This is a genomic window from Dellaglioa sp. CoH-57-MRSF-16, from assembly GCF_056782055.1.
The window spans coordinates 33,814-56,187 of record NZ_JBXAXZ010000004.1 but is presented as its reverse complement, the minus strand read 5'-3'; the positions used below and the strand labels follow the sequence as shown (position 1 = coordinate 56,187).

Annotated in this window: 20 protein-coding genes and 1 other annotated feature (1 of these 21 only partly in view); of the genes, 7 read left to right on the top strand and 13 right to left on the bottom strand. The window is 33.3% G+C overall.

What is annotated here, in order from left to right:
• Nucleotides 1–80: a binding site (T-box leader), on the bottom strand; it reaches 121 nt to the left of the window's first position.
• Between the two features lie 37 nt (nucleotides 81–117).
• The 4 genes from tpx to ezrA form a co-directional block, all read right to left on the bottom strand.
• Nucleotides 118–606, bottom strand: a complete 489-nt coding sequence (gene tpx / locus AC1RPH_RS05460; protein ID WP_481761667.1) for a thiol peroxidase — start codon at nucleotides 604–606, stop codon at nucleotides 118–120.
• 115 nt (nucleotides 607–721) lie between these two features.
• Nucleotides 722–1,939 (bottom strand): tRNA uracil 4-sulfurtransferase ThiI, encoded by a 1,218-nt coding sequence (gene thiI, locus AC1RPH_RS05455; protein ID WP_409022345.1) that lies wholly within the window; start codon nucleotides 1,937–1,939, stop codon nucleotides 722–724.
• Nucleotides 1,940–1,954: 15 nt separating this feature from the next.
• Entirely contained in the window at nucleotides 1,955–3,106 is a 1,152-nt protein-coding gene (locus tag AC1RPH_RS05450) for a cysteine desulfurase family protein (protein WP_481761666.1), read from the bottom strand.
• 149 nt (nucleotides 3,107–3,255) lie between these two features.
• Nucleotides 3,256–4,977, bottom strand: coding sequence for a septation ring formation regulator EzrA (ezrA, locus tag AC1RPH_RS05445; RefSeq protein ID WP_481761665.1), 1,722 nt, complete (start codon nucleotides 4,975–4,977; stop codon nucleotides 3,256–3,258).
• A gap of 391 nt (nucleotides 4,978–5,368) precedes the next feature.
• On the opposite strand from ezrA, the gene rpsD reads away from it, so the two are divergent.
• Nucleotides 5,369–5,977 carry a 30S ribosomal protein S4 gene (gene rpsD / locus AC1RPH_RS05440; RefSeq protein WP_409022342.1) on the top strand — a complete coding sequence of 203 codons (609 nt, stop codon included), beginning with the start codon at nucleotides 5,369–5,371 and terminating at the stop codon, nucleotides 5,975–5,977.
• 25 nt (nucleotides 5,978–6,002) lie between these two features.
• On the opposite strand, the gene AC1RPH_RS05435 is transcribed toward rpsD, so the two are convergent.
• Nucleotides 6,003–6,620 (bottom strand): DUF1054 family protein, encoded by a 618-nt coding sequence (locus AC1RPH_RS05435; RefSeq protein WP_481761664.1) that lies wholly within the window; start codon nucleotides 6,618–6,620, stop codon nucleotides 6,003–6,005.
• A gap of 68 nt (nucleotides 6,621–6,688) precedes the next feature.
• On the opposite strand from AC1RPH_RS05435, the gene AC1RPH_RS05430 reads away from it, so the two are divergent.
• Nucleotides 6,689–7,135, top strand: coding sequence for a YueI family protein (locus AC1RPH_RS05430; RefSeq protein ID WP_481761663.1), 447 nt, complete (start codon nucleotides 6,689–6,691; stop codon nucleotides 7,133–7,135).
• 48 nt (nucleotides 7,136–7,183) lie between these two features.
• Here AC1RPH_RS05430 and gshAB read toward each other — a convergent pair whose 3' ends face one another.
• Nucleotides 7,184–9,442 (bottom strand): bifunctional glutamate--cysteine ligase GshA/glutathione synthetase GshB, encoded by a 2,259-nt coding sequence (gene gshAB / locus AC1RPH_RS05425; RefSeq protein ID WP_481761662.1) that lies wholly within the window; start codon nucleotides 9,440–9,442, stop codon nucleotides 7,184–7,186.
• Between the two features lie 139 nt (nucleotides 9,443–9,581).
• Between gshAB and AC1RPH_RS05420 the strand changes: the two genes are divergently transcribed.
• Together AC1RPH_RS05420 and AC1RPH_RS05415 are read left to right on the top strand one after the other, a co-directional pair.
• Nucleotides 9,582–10,853 (top strand): replication-associated recombination protein A, encoded by a 1,272-nt coding sequence (locus AC1RPH_RS05420; protein WP_481761661.1) that lies wholly within the window; start codon nucleotides 9,582–9,584, stop codon nucleotides 10,851–10,853.
• Nucleotides 10,854–11,545: 692 nt separating this feature from the next.
• A complete protein-coding gene (locus AC1RPH_RS05415; protein WP_409022337.1) occupies nucleotides 11,546–12,031 on the top strand; it encodes a universal stress protein in 486 nt (161 codons plus the stop codon).
• 34 nt (nucleotides 12,032–12,065) lie between these two features.
• Here AC1RPH_RS05415 and AC1RPH_RS05410 read toward each other — a convergent pair whose 3' ends face one another.
• The 5 genes from AC1RPH_RS05410 to AC1RPH_RS05390 form a co-directional block, all read right to left on the bottom strand.
• Nucleotides 12,066–12,623, bottom strand: a complete 558-nt coding sequence (locus tag AC1RPH_RS05410; RefSeq protein ID WP_481761660.1) for a DNA-3-methyladenine glycosylase I — start codon at nucleotides 12,621–12,623, stop codon at nucleotides 12,066–12,068.
• A 72-nt stretch (nucleotides 12,624–12,695) separates the two neighbouring features.
• A complete protein-coding gene (locus AC1RPH_RS05405) occupies nucleotides 12,696–13,802 on the bottom strand; it encodes a D-alanine--D-alanine ligase family protein (RefSeq protein WP_409022784.1) in 1,107 nt (368 codons plus the stop codon).
• A 102-nt stretch (nucleotides 13,803–13,904) separates the two neighbouring features.
• Complete coding sequence (locus AC1RPH_RS05400; protein WP_481761659.1) at nucleotides 13,905–15,215, bottom strand: NCS2 family permease; 1,311 nt, start codon at nucleotides 15,213–15,215, stop codon at nucleotides 13,905–13,907.
• A gap of 135 nt (nucleotides 15,216–15,350) precedes the next feature.
• Nucleotides 15,351–15,905 carry a 5-formyltetrahydrofolate cyclo-ligase gene (locus AC1RPH_RS05395; protein ID WP_481761658.1) on the bottom strand — a complete coding sequence of 185 codons (555 nt, stop codon included), beginning with the start codon at nucleotides 15,903–15,905 and terminating at the stop codon, nucleotides 15,351–15,353.
• A 4-nt stretch (nucleotides 15,906–15,909) separates the two neighbouring features.
• Nucleotides 15,910–16,950: a zinc-binding alcohol dehydrogenase family protein gene (locus tag AC1RPH_RS05390; protein ID WP_481761657.1), complete on the bottom strand. Its 1,041-nt coding sequence runs from the start codon at nucleotides 16,948–16,950 to the stop codon at nucleotides 15,910–15,912.
• A 200-nt stretch (nucleotides 16,951–17,150) separates the two neighbouring features.
• Between AC1RPH_RS05390 and AC1RPH_RS05385 the strand changes: the two genes are divergently transcribed.
• Nucleotides 17,151–17,867 (top strand): DUF975 family protein, encoded by a 717-nt coding sequence (locus tag AC1RPH_RS05385; RefSeq protein ID WP_481761656.1) that lies wholly within the window; start codon nucleotides 17,151–17,153, stop codon nucleotides 17,865–17,867.
• A gap of 30 nt (nucleotides 17,868–17,897) precedes the next feature.
• Here AC1RPH_RS05385 and AC1RPH_RS05380 read toward each other — a convergent pair whose 3' ends face one another.
• Nucleotides 17,898–18,539 (bottom strand): DNA alkylation repair protein, encoded by a 642-nt coding sequence (locus tag AC1RPH_RS05380; RefSeq protein WP_481761655.1) that lies wholly within the window; start codon nucleotides 18,537–18,539, stop codon nucleotides 17,898–17,900.
• A gap of 92 nt (nucleotides 18,540–18,631) precedes the next feature.
• On the opposite strand from AC1RPH_RS05380, the gene AC1RPH_RS05375 reads away from it, so the two are divergent.
• Nucleotides 18,632–19,735: a baeRF6 domain-containing protein gene (locus AC1RPH_RS05375; protein ID WP_481761654.1), complete on the top strand. Its 1,104-nt coding sequence runs from the start codon at nucleotides 18,632–18,634 to the stop codon at nucleotides 19,733–19,735.
• A 102-nt stretch (nucleotides 19,736–19,837) separates the two neighbouring features.
• On the top strand, nucleotides 19,838–20,308 hold the full coding sequence (locus tag AC1RPH_RS05370; protein ID WP_481761653.1) for a nucleoside 2-deoxyribosyltransferase: 471 nt from the start codon (nucleotides 19,838–19,840) through the stop codon (nucleotides 20,306–20,308).
• 92 nt (nucleotides 20,309–20,400) lie between these two features.
• On the opposite strand, the gene AC1RPH_RS05365 is transcribed toward AC1RPH_RS05370, so the two are convergent.
• A complete protein-coding gene (locus AC1RPH_RS05365) occupies nucleotides 20,401–22,305 on the bottom strand; it encodes a M13 family metallopeptidase (protein ID WP_481761652.1) in 1,905 nt (634 codons plus the stop codon).
• Nucleotides 22,306–22,374: the final 69 nt, after the last annotated feature.

The following is a 22,374-nucleotide window of genomic DNA, read 5'->3' as shown; positions in this document are numbered from 1 at the left end:
CCACCATAATGTCTAATTAAAATGTTTCAGCCTAGCATTTTATCTCTGAAATGACTGGTGTTCTCATTCTTTGTCTGTAGTCACATTTTAGCGTTTATTCTGAAAATCGTCAATATTTTATTTTTTTAATTCTTCAAGTAGTTTAGCGTAGTCTGGCTCATTTGAGATTTCCGTAACCAGTTCTTCATAAATAACATGTCCAGTTTCATCTAAAATGAAAACCATTCGAGCCATATGACCAAATTCCGGAACATCTAATCCAGTAACTTTCGCAAAATTCCCCTTATCTGCATGAAGCAATTGTAAATTGTTTACACCCTCAGCGGCACACCAATTTTTTTGATCTTCTTTTGAATCATCAGATACGGTAATAAATTCGATATCTCTAAAATTATCTGCTTCCATATTAAAACGTTTTGTTTCTATACTGCAAACACTTGTCGTAATACTTGGAACAACACTTAATACTAATTTTTTACCTGTACTTTTAGGTAATGTTACAACTTGATCATTTTCATCGTACGCATTAACTGTAGGAAAAACTTCCCCTACTTTTGGTGCTTCCCCAACTGTATCCATTTCACTACCATGACGAGTTACTTTCATAATTGACCACCCTTTCTTTATTTATCTCTATCTTACTCAATTACTGTTTAAGAAGCGACTTATTTGATTGGACAAAAAAAGATTAGACCGATTTGTCTAATCTTTTAAAGTGCTACTATAGTAATTCTGCGAATAATTCACTATTTTCATTTAAATATTCTTCGCCAACACGAATCTTGCTAACCTTGACACCTGCCAATGCACGTTCCATTAAGCCATCGATATCCAAACGAGCTTCAAATTCCCTTGAACGGTCTAAACGAGGCTTTGTTTTAGGTGCTGGTGGGGCAAAAATTGTACAACAATCTTCAAATGGTTTAATTGAAAGTTCAAATGTATCAATTTTTTTAGCAACATCAATAATTTCATTTTTATCCATTGAAACGACTGGTCGAATAATTGGCATTGTTGTAACGTCATTAATTGCAACCATGCTTTCAAGTGTTTGAGAAGCAACTTGGCCTAATGATTCTCCATTAAAGATTGCTAATCCACCACGTAATTCGGCAATTTTTTCAGTTAAACGTAACATGAAACGACGTGTTATGGTCATTAAATATGGTTCTGGTACATCATGTTTAATTTGCTCTTGAATCTCAGTAAAAGGAACTTCAATAAATTGAATCGTTCCAACATAAGGTGTCAATTTAACTGTTAGTTCTTTAGCCTTAGCTAAAGCTTGTTCACTTGTATATGGTGGACTGAAGAAATGAACCATCTCCATTGAAACACCACGTTTCATACCAAGGTACCCTGCAACAGGCGAATCAATTCCACCTGATAACATTAACATCCCTTTACCAGCAGTACCAACGGGTAAACCACCAGCACCCTGACGCGTTTCAGAAGATAAGAAAATCCCATTTGAACGAACTTCAACACGTAAAATAATATCAGGCTGTTTCATTTTAACAGTAATGCCAGGCACGTGATCTAAAATCCAGCCACCTAGTTCGTCATTCAACTCATTAGTATCTAATTCAAAATCATGATCAGAACGACGTGTGTTAACTTTAAATGTTGTCCCTTCAACAAATTGCTCACTAATCATTGCTACAGCTGTTTCTTTAACTAAATCCATATCTTGTTCAACGCGAATTGCAGGTGAAAAATTTTGAATCCCAAAAACCTGTGATAAACGTTGCATAACTAATTCGCTGTCGTCACCGTTTAAATTAATGTGCATCCGATCACGATTTGCTTTAACAACTAAATCATCAAAACCATGTAAACTATTTCGAACGTTTGTTCCTAGGCGATCAATAAAGTTCCTCTTATTTTTTCCTTTTGTTGATAGTTCGCCATAACGAACCATTATCTCTGTATATTGCATGTCGACATCCTCTCATTATTTAGAATTAATTTTTTCAAATTTATGATACAAAATATCAAAAATACGATTAAATTCTTTTGCTTCTTCTAGCGTATTATTTCCATCAAAACTGATTCGAACGGCTGATTTAGCAAGCGGTTCTGGCACATTCATTGCTAATAATGTGCCAGATGCTTGATTTTTCTTTGATGAACAAGCACTTGTAGTTGAAATATATATTCCTTCACTTTCAAATGCATGAACAATTGATTCGCCACGAACACCCTCAATTGCAAAACACAATATATGTGGCGCAAAATTTGATTGTAATTTTGAAAAAGTTGTAATCTTATCAAACTTACTAATATGGTTGAAAACTAATTCTTTAACAGCTTTTTGTTTCATCACCATCTTAGTTTCATCTGTTAATAATAATCGCAATGCTCTTGCCATGCTAGCAATTGCAGGTACATTTTCAGTTCCGCTACGTAAGTTATGTTCTTGTCCACCACCTGTAAGAAGTGGTTCAATGTGACGACCTCTTTTACTGTAAATAAACCCTACTCCACGTGGCGCATGAAATTTATGCCCAGAGAACGTTACAAAATCTACTCTGTCACTCATAAAAGCTTCTTGCACACCTTTACCAATGGCTTGAACAGCATCCACATGAAAATGAACTGTTGGATAATCTTTTAGTACGTCCCCAATTTCAACTAAAGGCTGAATGGTTCCAATTTCATTATTAACTGCCATAACTGAAACTAAAATAGTATCAGATCTCAAAGCAGCCTTTAAATCATCAATACTAATTCGCCCCTCATCATCAACTGGCAAATAGGTAACCTCAAAACCAAGCTGTTCCAGCTGAGCCATTGTATTCATAACAGCAGGATGCTCAACGGTTGTCGTAATTAAGTGCTTACCATGGTTCATTTTTGCCATAGCCGTTCCTTTAATTACCCAATTGTCACCTTCAGTTCCACTTCCAGTAAATAATATTTCATCTTCAAATACATTTAATAAGCTTGCGATCTGTTGGCGTGACTGCTCTAATAAATTATGAGCTATCTCACCTAAGTTATTTAGGCTAGATGGATTACCCCATACTTGGTCACTAACTTTATTATATGTATCTAAAACTTCGGGCGTTATTTTTGTTGTTGCGCTATTATCAAAATAAATCATTAGTTACCTTCTTTTCTGAAAAATACTTTTCTCATTATAATATACTTCGTACCAGATTGACACTTTTTATTCATCCCTGGTGTTTCTTTATAGAATATAAAAGTGGCGACTGAACAAATTAATGCCCTAGTCCCCACTTAATATAGTTACTATTCAATTTCAAAGCTGTCTTCCATATTATCATAATATTGTTTCTCTATTTTTTTATATGAACCAGGCTCTACTTTATCTAATGCAGTCGCAATTGTTTCCAAACTAGCTGCATAATTAAAATCATTATTAAATAATTGCTTTGCCTTTTCAAATGCAATTGCAATCTCTTCATTCGAATTTCTAAATCTATTCGCATATTGTAGTAAACTCTCAGATAACGATGCACTATCAATAAGATCGTGTGTCTTATCTTCTAAACTTTCAAGATCTGCTTCAATATCGATAATTTGTTTTGCAATTTTTTCAATGTTAATTCTTAATTTACCAATTGCTACTTCAACTTCTTCAATTTCATCACTAACAACATAGAAAAAATCTAAGTAATCATTAGGTAGTCCTGGAAGATTAACCTGTTCAACTTGTCTTTTAATTTGATGTAATTCAATATCAAATCTTTGAATTGTTGCGCTGGCCTTTTTTTCATTGCTACGTAAATCCTGAATACTAGCATCAATTTTTTGTTGTTCAGATTCAATTTTTTCTAACAACTTAGAGTTTTGTTCAACTCGCTCAGCCATCTCGCTATAAATTGCTTCACCAGAATCAATAACCGCTTTATCAGTATCATGTTGTGCATCAATGTCCCTAATTTGTTGATTTAATTTTTGCGCGTCTTCTAATTCATTATGACTTAATTCATAATTTTGACCCAATCTATCTAATTCAACTAAAAGCATTTGACTTTGTTTTTCAGCATGATCAATGAATTTACGATAACTTTCTTCTTGCTTTTCTATCTTATCTTTTGCGGCCAACTCTTTTTCCATAACATCATATAAATAATCAATTTGATTAGCCATGTCATTAACTGCAACAATTGTTGACGCTACTTCTAGGTTCTCTAATTTAAGTAATGTTTCGTCAACACGTGTTTGAATTTCGTCTATTTGTTTAGGGATGTCATCCCCCACTGGAAAATTATAATTTTCATCCGTTAATTTCATGTAACCAGATTGTAATTCAGCAAGTTGATCTGGAAATTCGTTCTTCAAACTTTTATATAGTGGTGGAATCTCATCAAGAATCTTTTCTAACGAAGTTGTATCTTCTCTTAACTTACTTAAAACTTTTTCAGCCGTATCATGATCTCCAGCACTCGTTAATGTTGAAAAACGGTCAAAATCATCTTCAAGACCAGTTAGTTTATCCTCAAGTTTATCGATACTAGGTCCATACGAAAAGTTCTTTGATAATAATGTTTTACGTAAATCCTGATATTTTTTTTCAAGTGAATCAACAGCTTGATGATTACTTTCATCACTTTCTTTCAACGACGTTAATGCTTTTTCAATCCCTTTAAGTGTTTTTTCACTTGAAATTAATTTTACTTCTATTTCTGCCGCTAATTGACGGTTAGAAAGAAATTGATATTTCGAGTTTGCTTCATATGCTTCATTAATTTGTGTCGAAATTTTAGGCAATTTTGCATTTTGCACTTCTTTAAAGTCTGATTGTAATGCTGAAAATGTTTTAAGACTTTCACCTGTTAACCCCAAATCCTTCGTTAACTGAAGCTGTTGTTCAACTTCAGAATGAGCAATAACCTTTACTTGATCACGAAATGTTTCGAATTTTTTTTCATTGCGTTTCTGAAGAAAAAACGCTGTTGCATAGATAATAATGGCTACTACTATTATTCCAACAAAAATCTGTGTCATATCCTAATCCCGCCTTTAGCTTACTAAAATTTATATTTACTTTTCACATTCAAATTTTATGCTTCTAATCATTATATCATAGACCTTTAAAGCGTTCACTAGCTTTTATCTATTATTTATAGAAATTAATGTTATTAATTATATACATTCTTTTTATTATGTAAACAAACGTGAAAACAAATTGACATTAGTTTAAAAAGACAGTATGATGAGTCTTGTGTAAAATAATGCAGCGGTGGACGGTAAGCTCGTCAACAGTTTGTTGCCCAATTGTCTTGGTTCAATTAGTACCCTTTCAGCTGCAAAGGTGAACATTGCAAAACAAACTGCACGAATACTAAGTTCACAAAGGATTATTTTACTCCAAAACAAATATTGGAGGAATTTATATATGTCACGTTATACTGGCCCAAGTTGGAAAGTTTCACGTCGATTAGGTCTTTCTTTAACAGGTACTGGTAAAGAATTAGCTCGTCGTCCTTATGCACCCGGTGATCATGGTCAAAACAATCGCCGTAAATTATCAGAATATGGTTTACAATTACGAGAAAAACAAAAACTTCGTATGATGTACGGTTTATCAGAACGTCAATTTGCTAACTTATTTATTAAAGCTGGTACAATTCGCGAAGGTAAACATGGTGTTAACTTCATGATCTTACTTGAAGGTCGTTTAGACAACGTTGTTTATCGTTTAGGTTTGGCTTCTACTCGTCGCCAAGCTCGTCAATTGGTAAACCATGGTCACATTACTGTTGATGGCAACCGCGTTGATATTCCTTCATACGCAGTTGAAATCGGTCAAGTAATCTCATTACGTGAAAAATCAAAGAGTTTACAAATTGTTAAAGACGCAATGGAAGCATTAGTTGGCCGTCCACAATTCGTACAATTTGATGCTGATAAATTAGAGGGTTCATTAACTCGTTTACCAGAACGTGAAGAACTTGAAGCAGATATCGACGAATCACTTATCGTTGAATACTACAACAAATTATAATTTCAAATTAAAAAACATCTCATTCTTAATGAGATGTTTTTTTTGTCCATATTTTATAGATTTCAATTAGTGGCAGTAATGTATTTTTCAAGTCGTTTAGTTGTTTATATTCATTTAAGCTAAAAAACTCATCTTCAATAGCTAAATTCTGTCCAATCAATAGTTCTTTAGTTTGTACACTACTCCACTTTTGACTATCAGTAAGTGTTATTGTGTTTGCTAAAGTACCCGTCTCTTTATTTGTATGATCCACTGACCACACGAAAGTATCTTCTAGTTTCTGAATCATTATTATTGATTCAGAAACGCCCTCTTCATACAAGCTTTTGTCTTTAATATCTGCTAATGCAGATAACCAGATAAATAACCGATCATCCCAATAACCAATTTCAAAATGTGGCATCATTTTATAGCCACGTTTATTCTCGCTAAAAGCCATCCAAGTATCAGGCGGTGGATTTTTTGATCTTCTAGCATGTTTTGCAATGTGCAAATACATTTTAATTCCTAATTGTTCTTCTAAAAAAGGTAGTAGTTCAGCTCCCACCTTTTCGAATTTGGGATCAATAATTGTCTTTATTTTTTTTAATCGTCCGTCTAATGTTTGATCTTTAAAAATTAAAAAATCATCTTTTATAAACATTTCGCTCTCTCCTTTTGTATCAAACATGGTATGCTAAATTCATAACTTACTGAAAGGTGGTCAACTCCATGACTGAAAATAACTTAGATCCACATCTTCAATCTGGCCTTTACGGAACACCTCAACTTCATCCCGATGAACAAAGAAAGTACTTAGGGACATTTAGAGAGCGGGTCAGCCTAGCAATGACTGTTGCTGAGGTAACAGCATCTAAAAATATGGCTGGATTTGAAAAAGAACTACTTGAACATCCCGACTATCATGTTCTACTTAATGGTACAATTGATCAGAATATATTAGCCCCATACATCACCTTAACGCATAAGCATGATGTTAAATTTACATTAACATCAAATAATGATACTCCTGATGGGGTTGAAATTATGGGGCTAGTTGTCGCTTCTGAAAAAAATGCGATTAATGAATCTGTTATTGATATTAATGAAAAATATCCAATTATACAAGTTGAAACGCCAGAAAAGAAAAAATCATTTTTTGAAAATTTATTCGATTAGCATAAAAACTTAAACTAACACTTTTATATTAAGTGTAGTTTAAGTTTTTTATTTGGTTTCTAAAATCTTTACTATTTCATTAGCAATAGGCTGGTTATCTCCAAAATTAGGAAACGAATTTATCGATAAATCAGGAGCCGTTTCAATTGAAAGAACGGTTAAAGCATCCCTATGTCTATAGTCATATGCTATATACAAGTTAGGAATAACCACATCAACTGCCCCCATCGTCATTTTTAAACGTTTTGCATAACCTTCAATTAACGCTATATATGATTCGTCCATTTGATTGCTAACTTCATTTTGATTTGCACCCGAATAAAAATTACTATCATATCTAATGATTGCTTCAGACCCTCTTGAAATAACAGTTGATTCAGTAATACCTTGTGATGCTATTGTTTGATGTTCAACTTCTGACAATTTAAGCGGATACCATGGACCTTGACTAGTACGTTCTACTTGTGCATTTTTTATTGTAATTAACTGTGCCAACGTCTTTCGTCCATCGCCAACTACACTAACTGGTAATCTTTCAACAATACCCTTTACATGGCCACCTACAATCATAAATCGATAGACTGACCCAACAGTAATTTCTTCAATTAAAACTTGTGTATCAATTGATAAGATACGTTTAACGGCTTCTTTATACTCGCTTAACGTCGGAGCCACTCGAAATACATGTGTTGCTTGACTGCTCTTTATGAATCTTGGCTTAATAACTAATGCTTTGTTGACTACATCTGCATAATAGTTCATAGCTTCATCTAAAGTGTGTACATTAATACTACTAGGAACTTTAATATCAAGGTTGCCCAATATTTTTTTAGTTGTTTGCTTGTCATATGCAATTTTGTTTAAAACACTGGTATCTAAATCAGAAATTACCCCATTTTGCAGAAGATGTCCGTTCACCCGTATGACGTCCAAATCACTGTCAACAAGATCAAAATAAGACCCTCTTTTTATCAACGCTGCTAAAATAAGCTGCGTATTTTTCGAGTAACAGTTAAAGCCAATCAATGAACTTAACTGTGACTGATACTTTATCTTATTAGATTTTGCTTGTTCCATTGCAAAATCAGCCAACGATTTATTAATATCTTCATCAACTATCCTTGCACTCAGACTCAATTCAGGTCGTTCAAATTGTAATTTAAATTGAACTAATGTATCCTCTAAATTTTTATCTAGATAAAAATTATCATTAAATAAAATTAATTCGTTCAGCAGTTTTATTGCAGCATTTTTAACAATCGAGGTTGTTTTAGGGTCTTCTATTGCCACCTCATTTTTTAATTGTTTCGCTTTAAATATAATATCATCAACTTCATTTTCTGCCATATCTGGCGTCATTAGAAAGTAAGCCGCTAATAATTGAATAAACTTAATTGTGTCACCTTGAATACCAACACGAGAAAATGGATCAACATCAAATCCACGGAGTTCAATATAATTAACACCAGATGAAATTAATGTATCTTCCTTTTTAGTAGCTGATTTAAATTGTACATCTCCATAATATTCAGAAAATGATAACAATTTACCATTCTGGACCATCTTATTAAGTGACGTAACGTATGAGTTAATTGATCGATAAGAAGCTTGAACTGAACTATCAATATTGGTATAGCCAAATTCACTGTTTCTAACACTTCTAACCGGATGACAAGCATTATAATTAGTACTTTCAACAATTGGTGTTGCTCCAAACAAGTAAGTTGTAAGCCAACTCTTTTCCATAAATTTGCGTCCAATTTTTAAATAGACGTAATTATGAAATTCTATATAAGAATTAAAATAACTATGAAACTCAGAATCAAATAAAATCTGAATTACTTTTTCTGGAAAGCTAAAATTAAGATGTACAGACGTAAAAAGTTGACGTTTTTTTCCATACTTTTCTGCTAATTTATTTCGGTATATAAATCCTAATTCATCTGGATGCGCTATTCTTACTTTAGATTCATCCACTGGTAATTTAGGAATTGAACTCAATGGCCATAACTGTTCATCACTATCCAATTCTTGTGTTGCGACTTGTTGAATGGCATCTAGATAGTTAATAACATTATCAGCCCCCTCAATTGGTGGCGTGATAAATTCCATTTGTGATTCGCCAAAATCTGTTTTTATATAAGGATGTTTAAATCTATCTCCTAATGATTCAGGATGATCAGTTGAACTCAGCACTCCCGTATTCTTCACTCTTTGAGTTTCTCGCTCTAATCCTATCAACGATTTTCTAAGTAGAGGTGCGAGCTTTTCTTCCTGAATTTGTAATCCGATTGCATCTAGTTTCATATCATTGTGCCTCCTCATTTGTCTATTACATTGTACCAAATATTTGAATTAATCCTTCATATTTGCAATCCATTGTGCCAATTAAATTTATGCAATATGCTATACTATTCTTTAGTAATCAACGTGAAAGGAGCCACATATGTTACAACCACTTGCATTCAGAATGCGACCAACTAAAATTGAAGAAGTCGTTGGCCAACAACACCTTGTTGGTCCAGGTAAAATTATCAAACGAATGGTCGAAGCAAAACTGCTTTCATCTATGATTTTATACGGACCACCTGGCACTGGTAAAACGAGTATCGCCAGTGCTATTGCCGGATCAACTCAGTATGCATTTCGTAAATTAAATGCTGCAACTGATTCTAAGAAAGACCTTGAAATCGTAGCTGAAGAAGCAAAAATGAGCGGTACTGTTATTTTACTTTTAGATGAAATCCATCGATTAACGAAACCTAAACAAGACTTCTTATTACCCCACTTAGAAAGTGGCCAAATTATTTTAATCGGTGCAACAACAGAAAATCCTTACATTACCATCAATCCAGCTATTAGAAGTCGAACACAAATCTTTGAAGTTAAACCTTTAGACGAAAATGATATTGAAACTGCACTTGATCGTGCACTAGTAGATAAAAATATTGGTCTCGGAAATCTTAATATTAATTTAGAAGCTAATGCACGGTTACACTTAGCGCGAGCAACCAACGGAGATTTACGTAGTTCTTTGAATGCACTTGAACTAGCTGCTAAGTCAACCCCACCTGATAGTTCAGGTGTCATTACCTTATCACTATCAGTCATAGAAGAGTGTCTACAAAGAAAAGCATTAACCCATGATAAAGATGGCGATGCTCACTATGATGTTATTTCTGCTTTTCAAAAATCAGTAAGAGGTTCCGATGTTAACGCGGCTTTACATTACTTAGGACGTTTAATTCTTGCTGGTGATTTACCTACAATTGCAAGGCGTTTAATCACAATGGCATACGAAGATGTCGGATTAAGTAGCCCTGCAGCATGTGCTAGAACCTTAACTGCTGTACAGGCGGCAGAAAAAATTGGCTTTCCAGAGGCTAAAATACCTCTGTCTAACGCAGTAATTGATCTCTGCCTCTCACCCAAATCAGACTCGGCAAATGTTGCCATAAATAATGCAATTGCTGATATTGAAAAAGGTGGTTTTGGAGATATTCCTGCTCATTTAAAAGATTCACATTACAAAGGTGCTGCAGATTTAGGTCATGGTATTGGTTATAAATTTCCACATAACTATCCAAATGATTGGGTTGCCCAACAATATCTTCCAGATAAATTGAAAGATGCTAATTATTATGAGCCTAAAGCAAACGGGCGTTATGAACAAGGACTTAAAGAACAATATAGTAAATTACATCCATCAAAAAGATGATTTGTTGCCGCTTACATCATAATTGTTGCACCTTTTAAAAGTCTGTGCTATATTAAAGATGAAGTTCTGAAGTGTACGCGTTATCTTATTAGAATGTTGACCGAACAAATAATTATACCTAGGCGTCAACTTGATAGGCTAGCTAATTTCAAGCCTTTTCACTTGGTAGTTAGAGGCTAGTACAGTCGATGCCACCTGCTTCACTGCGGGCTCAACTCACGAAGATGATTAACGGCACTACGCGGATATTCCAAAGCTTTTGCTTTGATGGTCTGGGCAAACTATGTTTGCTCAGACTTTTTTTATTAAGAATAAAGGAGTCTTTAAATGTTAATTCGGATACTTTTAGCCGTTCTTTCACTCTTACTCTTGACTATCGGCTATTACTTATTCTCACATCGCAACAAAAATTTTATGATATTTAAACCTGAGTCAAACCAGGTGCTAAGCTCAATACTACTTGTCTTTGGGTTAATTATCTGTATTGAAAGCTTAGTTGGCTTAATTTCAGTAATCATTTTTATACCCATATTTTGTGGGATACTAGTTACTCTAGCCTGCCTTACGGTTGGTGCTTTAACAATTATTTTATCTTTTTTTATGCATTAATCTAACTTTGTAACCGTTTTTACTTCTATTTTCATTCGTTTTGTCGTAAAATAGAGGTATATAAAAGAAAGAGGTGGCCGACCATGTTACAACAATATAAAAATATTTTAGTTCCTGTAGATGGTTCTGATGAAGCAAAATTAGCATTCGAAAAAGCAGTACAAGTAGCTTTAAGAAATGGCGAAGATTCTACACTTCATCTTTTGCATGTTATTGACACTAGAGCATTCCAAAATATCTCAAGTTTTGATACGTCAATGGTTGAACAAGTTAGTGATACAGCAAAAGAGACATTGAATAAGTATATTGCACAAGCAAAAGCAGCTGGTCTTAAGAATGTTGACTACTCAATTGAGTATGGTTCTCCAAAAGTAGTTATTGCTAAAAATGTTCCTATTAATTTAGATATTGATTTAATTGTGATCGGCGCTACTGGATTGAATGCAGTCGAACGATTATTAATTGGTTCAGTTACAGAATACGTAACTCGAGTTGCTGTTTCTGATGTCTTAGTTGTTCGAACAGATTTAAATAACACACCTGCTCTTAAAAATAATCTTAAAAAATAAAAAAAGAAATTAGCCATAATTGGTTAATTTCTTTTTATTTTGTCTTGAATTTACATAAAGTAATATGGTCATCTACCATACCCATACTTTGCATCAATGAATAAATAATTTTAGGACCAACAAACTTAAACCCTAATTTCTTCAATTCTTTAGATAACTTTTTTGAAATGTCGGTTTCAGCTGGAACATCCTCTGCATGTCGCCAGAGATTATTAATTGGTTTATTTGCTACAAATTCCCATAAAAATGAATCAAATGATTGCCCATCTTGGTTCATTCTTATGATCGCCTGTGCATTCGCGATAATAGCGATAATTTTTTGCTTATTTCGAATAATATCTGCATTTTCCATTAGTTCCGCAATTTTATCTTCATCAAATTGACTAACTTTGTAAATTGAAAAATTTTCAAAAGCGTGATTAAAATGATTACGTTTATTTAAAACGGTCTTCCAGCTCAACCCTGCTTGCATTAATTCTAAACTCAATAATCTGAATAGTTGTTGATCGCCATAAAGCGGCTTTCCCCATTCTTCATCATGATAATCTTGCATTAACTGATTACCCGATTGGGCCCATGGGCATCTTTCCATATTCTATTCTCTCCTTCACTCAAATAAAAAAGATTACTAGTGCTGTCTCCAGACTAATAATCTTCTTAAAATTTAGATTTCAGGTAATTCAGTAAAGTCATAATGTAATTCTTTAACAGCGGCATGTTCGTCGAATGCTAATTGGATTAATTTATCAATTAATTCTGAATAACCAATTCCTGAAACTTCCCACAATTGTGGATAAAGCGAAATGTTTGTGAATCCAGGTAACGTATTTAGTTCACCAAGATATGGAATACCATCTTTAACTAAGAAATCAATTCGTGCTAAACCACGACAACCCAATGCTTCAAAAGCACGTAATGACATGTCTTGGATTTCTTTTGTTAATTCATCTGGTAATTCAACAGGCATTTCAAATTCCACACCTGAAGCATCAACGAATTTATTATTGTAATCGTAAAATACATCAGATTTAGGTACGATAACTGCACCTAATTTTGAAGCTTTTAAATCAGTATTTCCAAGAATTGAACATTCAATTTCATCAGGATTTTCGATTGATTCTTCAACTAAAAGCTTTGTGTCATATAAAAATGCATCTTCTATACCTTCAAGGAATTCTTTTTCGTTATGTGCCTTATGAATACCAACTGATGATCCTTGGTTAGCTGGTTTAATGAAAACAACTTCTCCAAGTTCCTTACTAATGTGTGCGTAAGTCATTTCAGCACGATTGTTGGCCTTAACAACCAAATATTTAGTATTTCTGATATTATTTAACGTTAACATTTTCTTAGTTAAATCTTTATCAAATGAAATTGCTGATGAACGAACATCACTACCAATATATGGTTTATCTAAAAGTTTAAATAATCCTTGAATTGTACCATCTTCACCCATATTACCATGAATAACTGGATAAAAAAGATCAATATCTTTAACTTCAGTTAAACTCATGATATTAGCTAACGGATTTGTAAAATCAATTGTTGGTAAGACATCTTCAACAACTTTTGCTTCTGGTTCGCCATCAAAAATGCGACGTGAAGCAGCATCTCCAAGTAGTACACCTTCCTTTGTAAACATGAATAAACTAACTTCGTACTTATTTTTATCCATTGCATCGTAGATATTATGTGCTGAACGTTTTGAAACGTCATGTTCTGATGAATTACCACCAAAAAGTAATCCAATGTGTATCTTTTCGCTTGTCATCATATTCTCCATTCCTATTGTATTATTTTTGTTCGCTTTAAACTCTTAGTCTAAATAATACCATGTTTATAGTAGATCTGTCATTTACGTTTGCTATTTTATTTAAACATTTAAAATCCACATGAAAAGTAAGAACACAAAGAACAGTCCGTACATGATTGGATGAACATCTTTTCGACGACCAGCAGCAATCATTGTAATTGGATAAAAAATCATTCCCAAAGCAATCCCGTCAGAGATACTATAAGTTAATGGCATACCAATTACAATTAAAAATGCTGGAATTGCAATTTCCATTTTTGTCCATTCGATTTTTGTTAAAGATTGTGCCATCAATACACCAACAATAATTAATGCTGGAGCAGTGACCTGTGTTGTTACAACTGATAATAATGGCGAGAAAAATATCCCGACAATAAATAATAATCCAGTTGTAACAGCCGTTAAACCTGAGCGTCCACCAACGGCGATACCTGCTGAAGACTCAACATATGCACCAACTGGAGATGTTCCTAAAACAGAGCCAGCAAGCATTGCTGTTGAATCAGCAACTAAAGCTTTACCGACACGAGGCATTTTATTGTCTTTCATGAATCCGGCTTGTTGAGCTAACCCAACAAGTGTTCCAGCAGTATCAAAGAAAGTAACTAACAAGAAGGTTAAAACGACTACCCATAACTGAACCGTGTTAATATCACTAATATGTTTAACGCCTTGCATAAATGTTGGGGCCAAACTTGGGGCACCGGCAACAACTTGTGTTGGCATTTTAATTAATCCTGTGATGAATCCTAGAATAACTGTTGCAAACATCCCAATAAAAATACCACCTGGAACACGTCTAACCATTAAAATTGCAGTAACAATTAAGCCAAAGATTGTTAACCATGTTGTACCAACGGTCAATGGACCTAGGCCCACAACTGTGGATTTGTTTGCGATAATTAAGCCACCATCTTGTAAACCGATAAAAGCAATAAATAAACCAATACCACTTGAGATAGCGTATTTTAAGTTACTTGGAATAGCATTAATAATCATTTCGCGTAGTTTAAAAATAGTAATTAAAATAAAAATTAGTGATGCTACAAATACACCTGCTAAAGCTGTTTGCCATGGAATTCCCATACCTATAACAACTGAATATGAGAAAAAGGCATTAATACCCAATGCGGGAGCTGTTGCTATTGGGTATTTAGCTAAAATACCCATTAAAATACAGCCTAAAGCACTTGATAATGCAGTTGCAGTAAATACTGCCCCTTTGTCCATCCCCGAAGCACTTAAAATCGTAGGATTAACAAATAATATGTAAGCCATTGATATAAACGTTGTAAAACCAGCTAACATTTCGCGTTTAACCGTTGTATGTAACTGATCAATTTCAAAATATGATTTAATGCGATTAATCATTTTAAATCTCCTTTTCATAAATACATTTGTTCGTGTTTATCTCATTAATGAGCAATTACAATTTTACTATATTCGTATATTAATGTAAATAATATTATTAAACTGTATTTTGTTAAGGATTTATTCAAATAGAACTTATACTGTAATAATTTTATCAATTTTAATATCAAACTGATTACTTGTCCATTTCTCAGAAATTACATTTTGAACGTCCAAACAAAGTGAAATTGTTTTTGGTTGATATTTTGCAATATACCGATCATAATAACCACCGCCAAAGCCAATCCTTTGATTATTCTCTAAATTAAACCCAACTCCTGGTACAATCACTAAATCTAAATTATTCTTTTCAAGTGCAACATTATATTCAGGTTCTAATAGTCCATAATCACTTTTTATAAGCACCTGTTCAATAGATAAGTAAGGTAAAAATGCAAGTTGCTTTTCAGGCATCGTTTTTGGTATATACACCCTCTTACCTTGAGACAGTGCCGCCAATAGTAATTCGTTAGTACTAAACTCAATCGATTGACTAATTGTTAATCCGATTGAATCAGCCGATTCCCATTCTTCAGATTGTAAAACTTTATCAATAATTGCCTTCTCCTGATTCCTTTTTTCAAGGACCTTATTTTTTGCCAAATCAACCATCTTGTTAATAATCATTTTTCTAATTTCTTTTTTACTCAATAGCTTATACCTCCGCGTTAAATTCACCAGTTATTACAAACTTTCCAATCATCTTACCATTTTCAACAACTTCAGAAGCCGTTCGTAAATTATCGGCGTTAATCCCCACCAATGATTTAGTCATCGTTGATTTTAGTTTGCCTTCATCTAATAACGTGGCTAAGCGATTTAATGTTTTACCTTGAGAGCTCATATCTGCCGTGTAATATACACCTTTAGTAAAAACTGTTAGCCATTTAAACTCATTACTTTTATTTTTTAATTTACCAATTGGTAAATTATCAGATGTGCCCACAATTGAAGTAATAATACCCTGAGGTCTGATGATATCTGCTGCTAAATCAAAATAAGTTTCTGTTGAGTGCAATATTAGAATACCATCAACTTCATTAATATTTAATTTAACTAATTGTTTCTTCAAATCTTTTCGGTGATTAATGACAATATCAGCGCCCATCTTTTTAACCCAATCGCTCGTTTCTAATCTTGAAGCGGTCGTGATAACAGTCAAACCAGCCCATTTAGCAAGTTGAATAGCAATAGAGCCTACACCACCAGCTCCATTAATAATTAAAACTGATTTTCCACTATTGGCATTTTTCTCTGGAATGAAATTTAATTTTTCAAATAATGCTTCCCATGCTGTTACACCTGTTAGTGGCATAGCGGCTGCTTCACTGTCTGTTATTTTCTTGGGTGCATTTCCAACTAGTCGTTCATCAACTAGCTGATACTCAGCATTACTTCCTGAACGATTATTGACACCTAAATAAAAAACCTTATCACCACTATTAAATTGTGTTACTTCTGATCCTATTTCAGAGACGACCCCGATTGCATCGAAACCTAAAATAAGTAATTTTTCTTCAGAATCAATTAACATTCTTGATTTATAATCTATTGGATTCACTGAAATACCCGTTACCTTCACAAGAATATCATGATTTTCAGGTGTCGGTTTATCGATTTTGACATCTCGTAATGCATTTTTATCTTCTGTCGGAAATTTTCCAAATGCTGCGATGGCCTTCATTTTATTTACCATTAGCTCACTCTTCTTCCATTAATATAGATTACGCTATTCATCTTACTACAATCTAACAAAAAGTTTGGTTTGTTTCACTTTTATACCGTCTAAAAATATTGAAATACTCACATTCTCAATCTGTCAGTATAGACTTAATATTTGGTTTAATGTATGCTTAAAATATTATTAAAACATATACAATTAAGGAGACACACATCATGGAAAAACCACTAAAAACGAGACAACAACTGAAATCTGAATCAAAGGCATTACTTAAAGGACACTGGAAGTCAGCTATCCTAGTTAGCTTACTAGCAATCCTTATTTTTATTGTTTATTCTCGCTTATATTCTACTGAGTACGCAGACATTATGAATTTATATTCTACTGAAAATAATAACCAATCATCAGCTATCAGTCCTATAATTTCAGCAACTGTCGTTGTTCTTTATCTTATTTTTCAAATTCTACTTGTAGGTGTTTCATATACATTCTTAACTTGGGTCAGTTCACAAAAAACACCAGAACATGCATTTACACAAAGTTTCCAAGTTTTCTCAAATGAATTATTTTTCCCATCTATTGGTATCGCCATTCTCAAAACCATTTATAGTACACTTTGGACTCTCTTGCTTATTGTCCCAGGAATTATTAAATACTATTCTTATTCACAAGTCTTTATGATTAACAAAGACTTAACAGATAACCCAAATCATCCTGACATCAGTATTAATAAAAAAATAACGTTAAGCCGTGAATTAATGAACGGACACAAATTTGATTTATTCGTAATAGAGTTAAGTCTGGTTGGTTGGTACCTATTATCAATCGTGACACTTGGAATTGGTTATATTTGGTACATGCCTTATCAACAAGCAATTAAAGCAAATTTCTACAGAGACCTTGCCGGAGATAAATTCTTAACCTTAAAATAAGCAAAAAAGACTGAATAAAATCAGTCTTTTTTATTTTGTCTTCACATGTTTAAGTCCTTCTCGCACAGCTAGCTTTGATAGATCATGGCTCTCAATAAAAGTTATAACCCAATTTTCATCAGTCTTAGCATACTCACGTAATGACCAACCAATCGCTTTTTGGATGAAAAATTCATCTGTTGTTCTATCATTCAAAATCATCTTTGATAAGTAAGCTAGATTAGTTTCTTCACGATAGCCTAACTGAAGATTTATACCCACACGACGCATCCAGAAATTATCATGGTTTTCAAATTGCTTACTAATATCGTTAAAATTTATCGGACTTAATTTTAAAAAGTCACTAATAACCTTACGTAAAGCATCTACTGAATCCCACCATGGTTTAACCTTAATTAACTCAACCAATACTTGGACTTCATCAACCGTCAATCGTTTAAGATTTTTTTGTGCTAAGTCGATTGCAACATATTGATACTCTCTTTCTTCACGACCATAATAAGCTAAAATTTGTGAGATTAACTCTTCTAGAGGCCAACTCTTAGATTCTTTCATCAAGTCCTTTGTTAGTTCACGTCGACTTGGTGTCTTAATCCCTAAGTAAGAAAAATTATTTTTCATGTAAGCTTCCATTTTTTTAATATTTTTGTTATCTTTTTCTAAATAAATCATATTTACTCCTTTTATGAAAACGTAACCATATAAGTTGGATAACCGTTTTCATGATGTTATACTAAAGGTAATCATATAAAGGGGGAACCATTATGTCAATGCATAACAATTTGAAAAAATTACTCACAATCAAAGAAGAACCCATTGTATCAATCTTTATCAAAACATATCCAGGTATTAATTTTGCTGCGAAGAATCAGTTAAAACTAAAAACTAGTTTAAAAACTGCCAAAGAAGCTCATTCGGATGTACCTAAGAAAACTTGGGAACTAATTGAAACACAATTGGTTAATTTTATTAATGAAATTGCAGATAAAATCGGTCAATTCCCTAGTATCGCACTTTACTTAACACCTAACGATTACTTTAAATTTAATTTAAATCACGCTATTGAAGTAGATAAAGTTATTGTTGGTCCTGAAGCATACACTTTACCTTTATTAGCTCAACAAGCAACAAAATTATCAGGAACAATCCTAAGCTTACACCGTGATTCATTTGAATTACATCAATTCAAAGAAGGTGTCTTATTGAAACAAGAACTCCCAGAGGATGCTCCTATCGACATGGTATCAACTCTTGGTCCTGAAAGTACAGATACCACGACCACTCATGGCCCTACTGGCGCCCTCCATGGGTTAAATACTAAGGATGAAGAAAAAGCGATTGATAATAGAAATTACTACTTGGCAATTGAAAAATTCCTAGTTACCCATCCCGAATTAATTTATAAACGTCTTTTCCTTATTGGACTACCTAAAAATCAAAGCTTATTCCATGAATTAACAAAATTAAAATCAGTTAATTCAGAAATTACAATTAAAAAATCACCTAGTGCCCTAACAACTACAGAAATTGAAAAAGATTTGTTAGATCAAAATCAAATTTTAATCAATCAAACAATTGATCATTTATTGGATCGTGCTCGTTCACTTGATGAAGTTAATCCAAGCAAAACAAACCCAATCGATTTGTTTGCTCTATTAACGCAACATCGTGTTAATACTTTATTAATTAACGAAGACGCTGTATTCCCTGGTTTAATTAGTGATGGTCAAATTATCGATACTGAACCTGGAAAAACAACCAATAACTTATTAAATGATTTAGCTAACTTTACTTTACGTAATAGTGGTAACGTTTACGTTATTTCAGCTGACCACTTTAATTCAGGTCAATTCGTTTACGGTGTTTAGAAATTGAAAAAGAAGACTTCATTGTCTTCTTTTTTTGTGCCCATTTTTAAAATGTCATGCTATACTTAAAAAAGCAAATATATATTCCAGGAGACGATATTAATGAATAAAGTTTATTTAGCAGGTCCATTTTTTAGCGACAAACAACGTGAACGTGTTTCTCAAGTTGTTGCAGCATTAAAAGAGAACAAAACAATTGATAGTGACAATATTTACTTGCCCCAAGATAATCAAAGTAAACAATATGAACAATTCAGTCAACAATGGCAACGTGCAGTTTATTTAGCTGACACACGCCAAGTTCATCGCGCAGACGTTGTTGTTGCTATCTTAGACTACAAAGAAGACGAAGATAACGAACCTGACTCTGGTACTATGTTTGAAGTTGGTATGGCAGTAGAAGCTCATATTCCAGTTATCTTAGTTCAATTTGAAGCTGGTCGTGTTATCAATCTAATGTTATCTGAAAGTTTAACTGCTTTCTTTGATGAGAGTAAAAATGGCTTAAATGAACTTTCTGAATATAATTTCAACGTTTTGGAAGAAAAAATTACAGAGAACGAAGTATTATAATATGCTACCTTTAAGTATTACGGATAAACAATCGCAGCAAAAAGGACATTATCATTTTGATAATGTCCTTTTAATTTGTCTTAATTAATCATTTACCAAATATTAACGCGTTCATCGACTGCTTTATACATTGCATCACTTGCAACAATATCAAAGGCATCATAAAATTCTGCTAAATTTTGAACTTGAATATTAGCACGCAACTTAGCAGGGGCATGAACATCAATTGATAATAACAATTGCATATACTGTGTTGAAGCCTTCATTCGCCATACTTGTGCCCAATTAATGAAAAATGCTTCAAAATCAGTATCGTCTTCAGATTTAGCCGCTTCAAGTGCACAACTAAGCCCACCAGCATCAGCAATATTTTCAGAAACTGTTAAAGTCCCATTAACTTTTTGGCCTGCGAATTCAGTTCCGTCAAATTCAGTAATCATTTGTTGTGATAATTCTTTAAAATGGGTCAAATCGGCTTCACTCCACCAATTATTCAAATTACCATACTCATCAAATAGCGCACCATTATTATCAAAAGCATGTGAAATCTCGTGCGCAATAACTGCTCCAATACCACCATAGTTAGCACTACTACTCTGCTCTAAACTATAAAATGGTGCTTGTAAAATAGCCGCTGGAAAGACAATGATATTTTTAAAGGGATGATAATAAGCATTAACTGTTGCTGCACTCATCTCCCAAAGATCACGATCGACAGGTTTATCCCACTTACTAAACATATCTTCAGTGGCTAATTTATCAAAGGCCATTGCATTCTCTAGCAATGTTTTTTCCATATTAACGTGCATTTTTTGATAAAGCGGGTTAATTTTATCTGGATACCCAACTTGAATACCTAATTTACTTAATTTTAAAATTGCCTTATCACGTGTAGTACTTGTTAACCAATTATTAGTAGCCAATCTATTTTGATAAACATTAATCATCTTTTCAACCATCTGTTGAACGTCTGCTTTAGCATCTTCACCAAAGTATTTATATCCATAATATTCGCCCACAACCCCACTATAGGTTCCCATGGCTAGATAATAAGCAAACTTTTGTTGTTTTTTCGGTGCCTTGCTTCCAGATAATGCACGCCCGTATTCACCAGCAATAACACGTAAGTCATCTGATAAATATGAACTAAGACTCCCTACTGTTTTAACAATTAACCAACTTTTAAATTCTGTAAAATGAGTTGTATTCACGAGTTCATCAATAGATGATAAAAATTTAGGTTCAGTCACAATTATTTTTTCTGGTTCATTCCCATTTAAAAGATTTTTAACAATTGATTTTAAATCTAAATTACTACTTTGTGAACTAAATTCTGTGAAACTTTGTGGGTTGTACGCTTTACTATAATCAGCTGATTCTTCAGCACTCTTGACATTTGGCACTAAGTTACGATCAAAAGTTAGTGCCTCTGTAATAACATGATTTGCATTTTCTTCACTATAATCTAAAGCAACTAATAACTTAGTCATCATCGCCCTAAATGCTTTAAGTAAACCTTCAGCTTGTGAATTATCTCGTTCATAATACGTTTTATCTGGTAAAACCAAACTCGGAGCTGCCACAAATAAAGCATTAATTTTAGCATTTTTCATATCAGCATCAACATCAAACCCAAGTGGTGTTGGATAACCCGCACGAACAAAATCTGCCCATTTAGTATCGAAATCAGCTAAACTTGTTAAATTTTCTAAAGGTGCTAAAACTTTTTTCAATGGTAAGGTTCCTTCTGATTCACGTCGATCAAAATCAGCTGCTAAGGCATAATAGTTTAAAAATTCTTGCATTAATGGTGCTTTAACACTAGAATCAGCTGACATTTTTTCAAAATCAGCCATCAAAGTTTTATCAATTTCATCAGCTAAATCATTAAAACCACCCGTCGCAGGTTTATCATCAGGAATTTTGGCAGTTTTTAACCATTCACCATTTACTGCTTCGTATAAATCATCTTTAATTAATTGTTTATTTATAGTCATTATTTATCTCCTTTTTAGTTTTATATGTAGCTAGTATAAACGTTATTCTAGTGTTTTAATAATAATTTA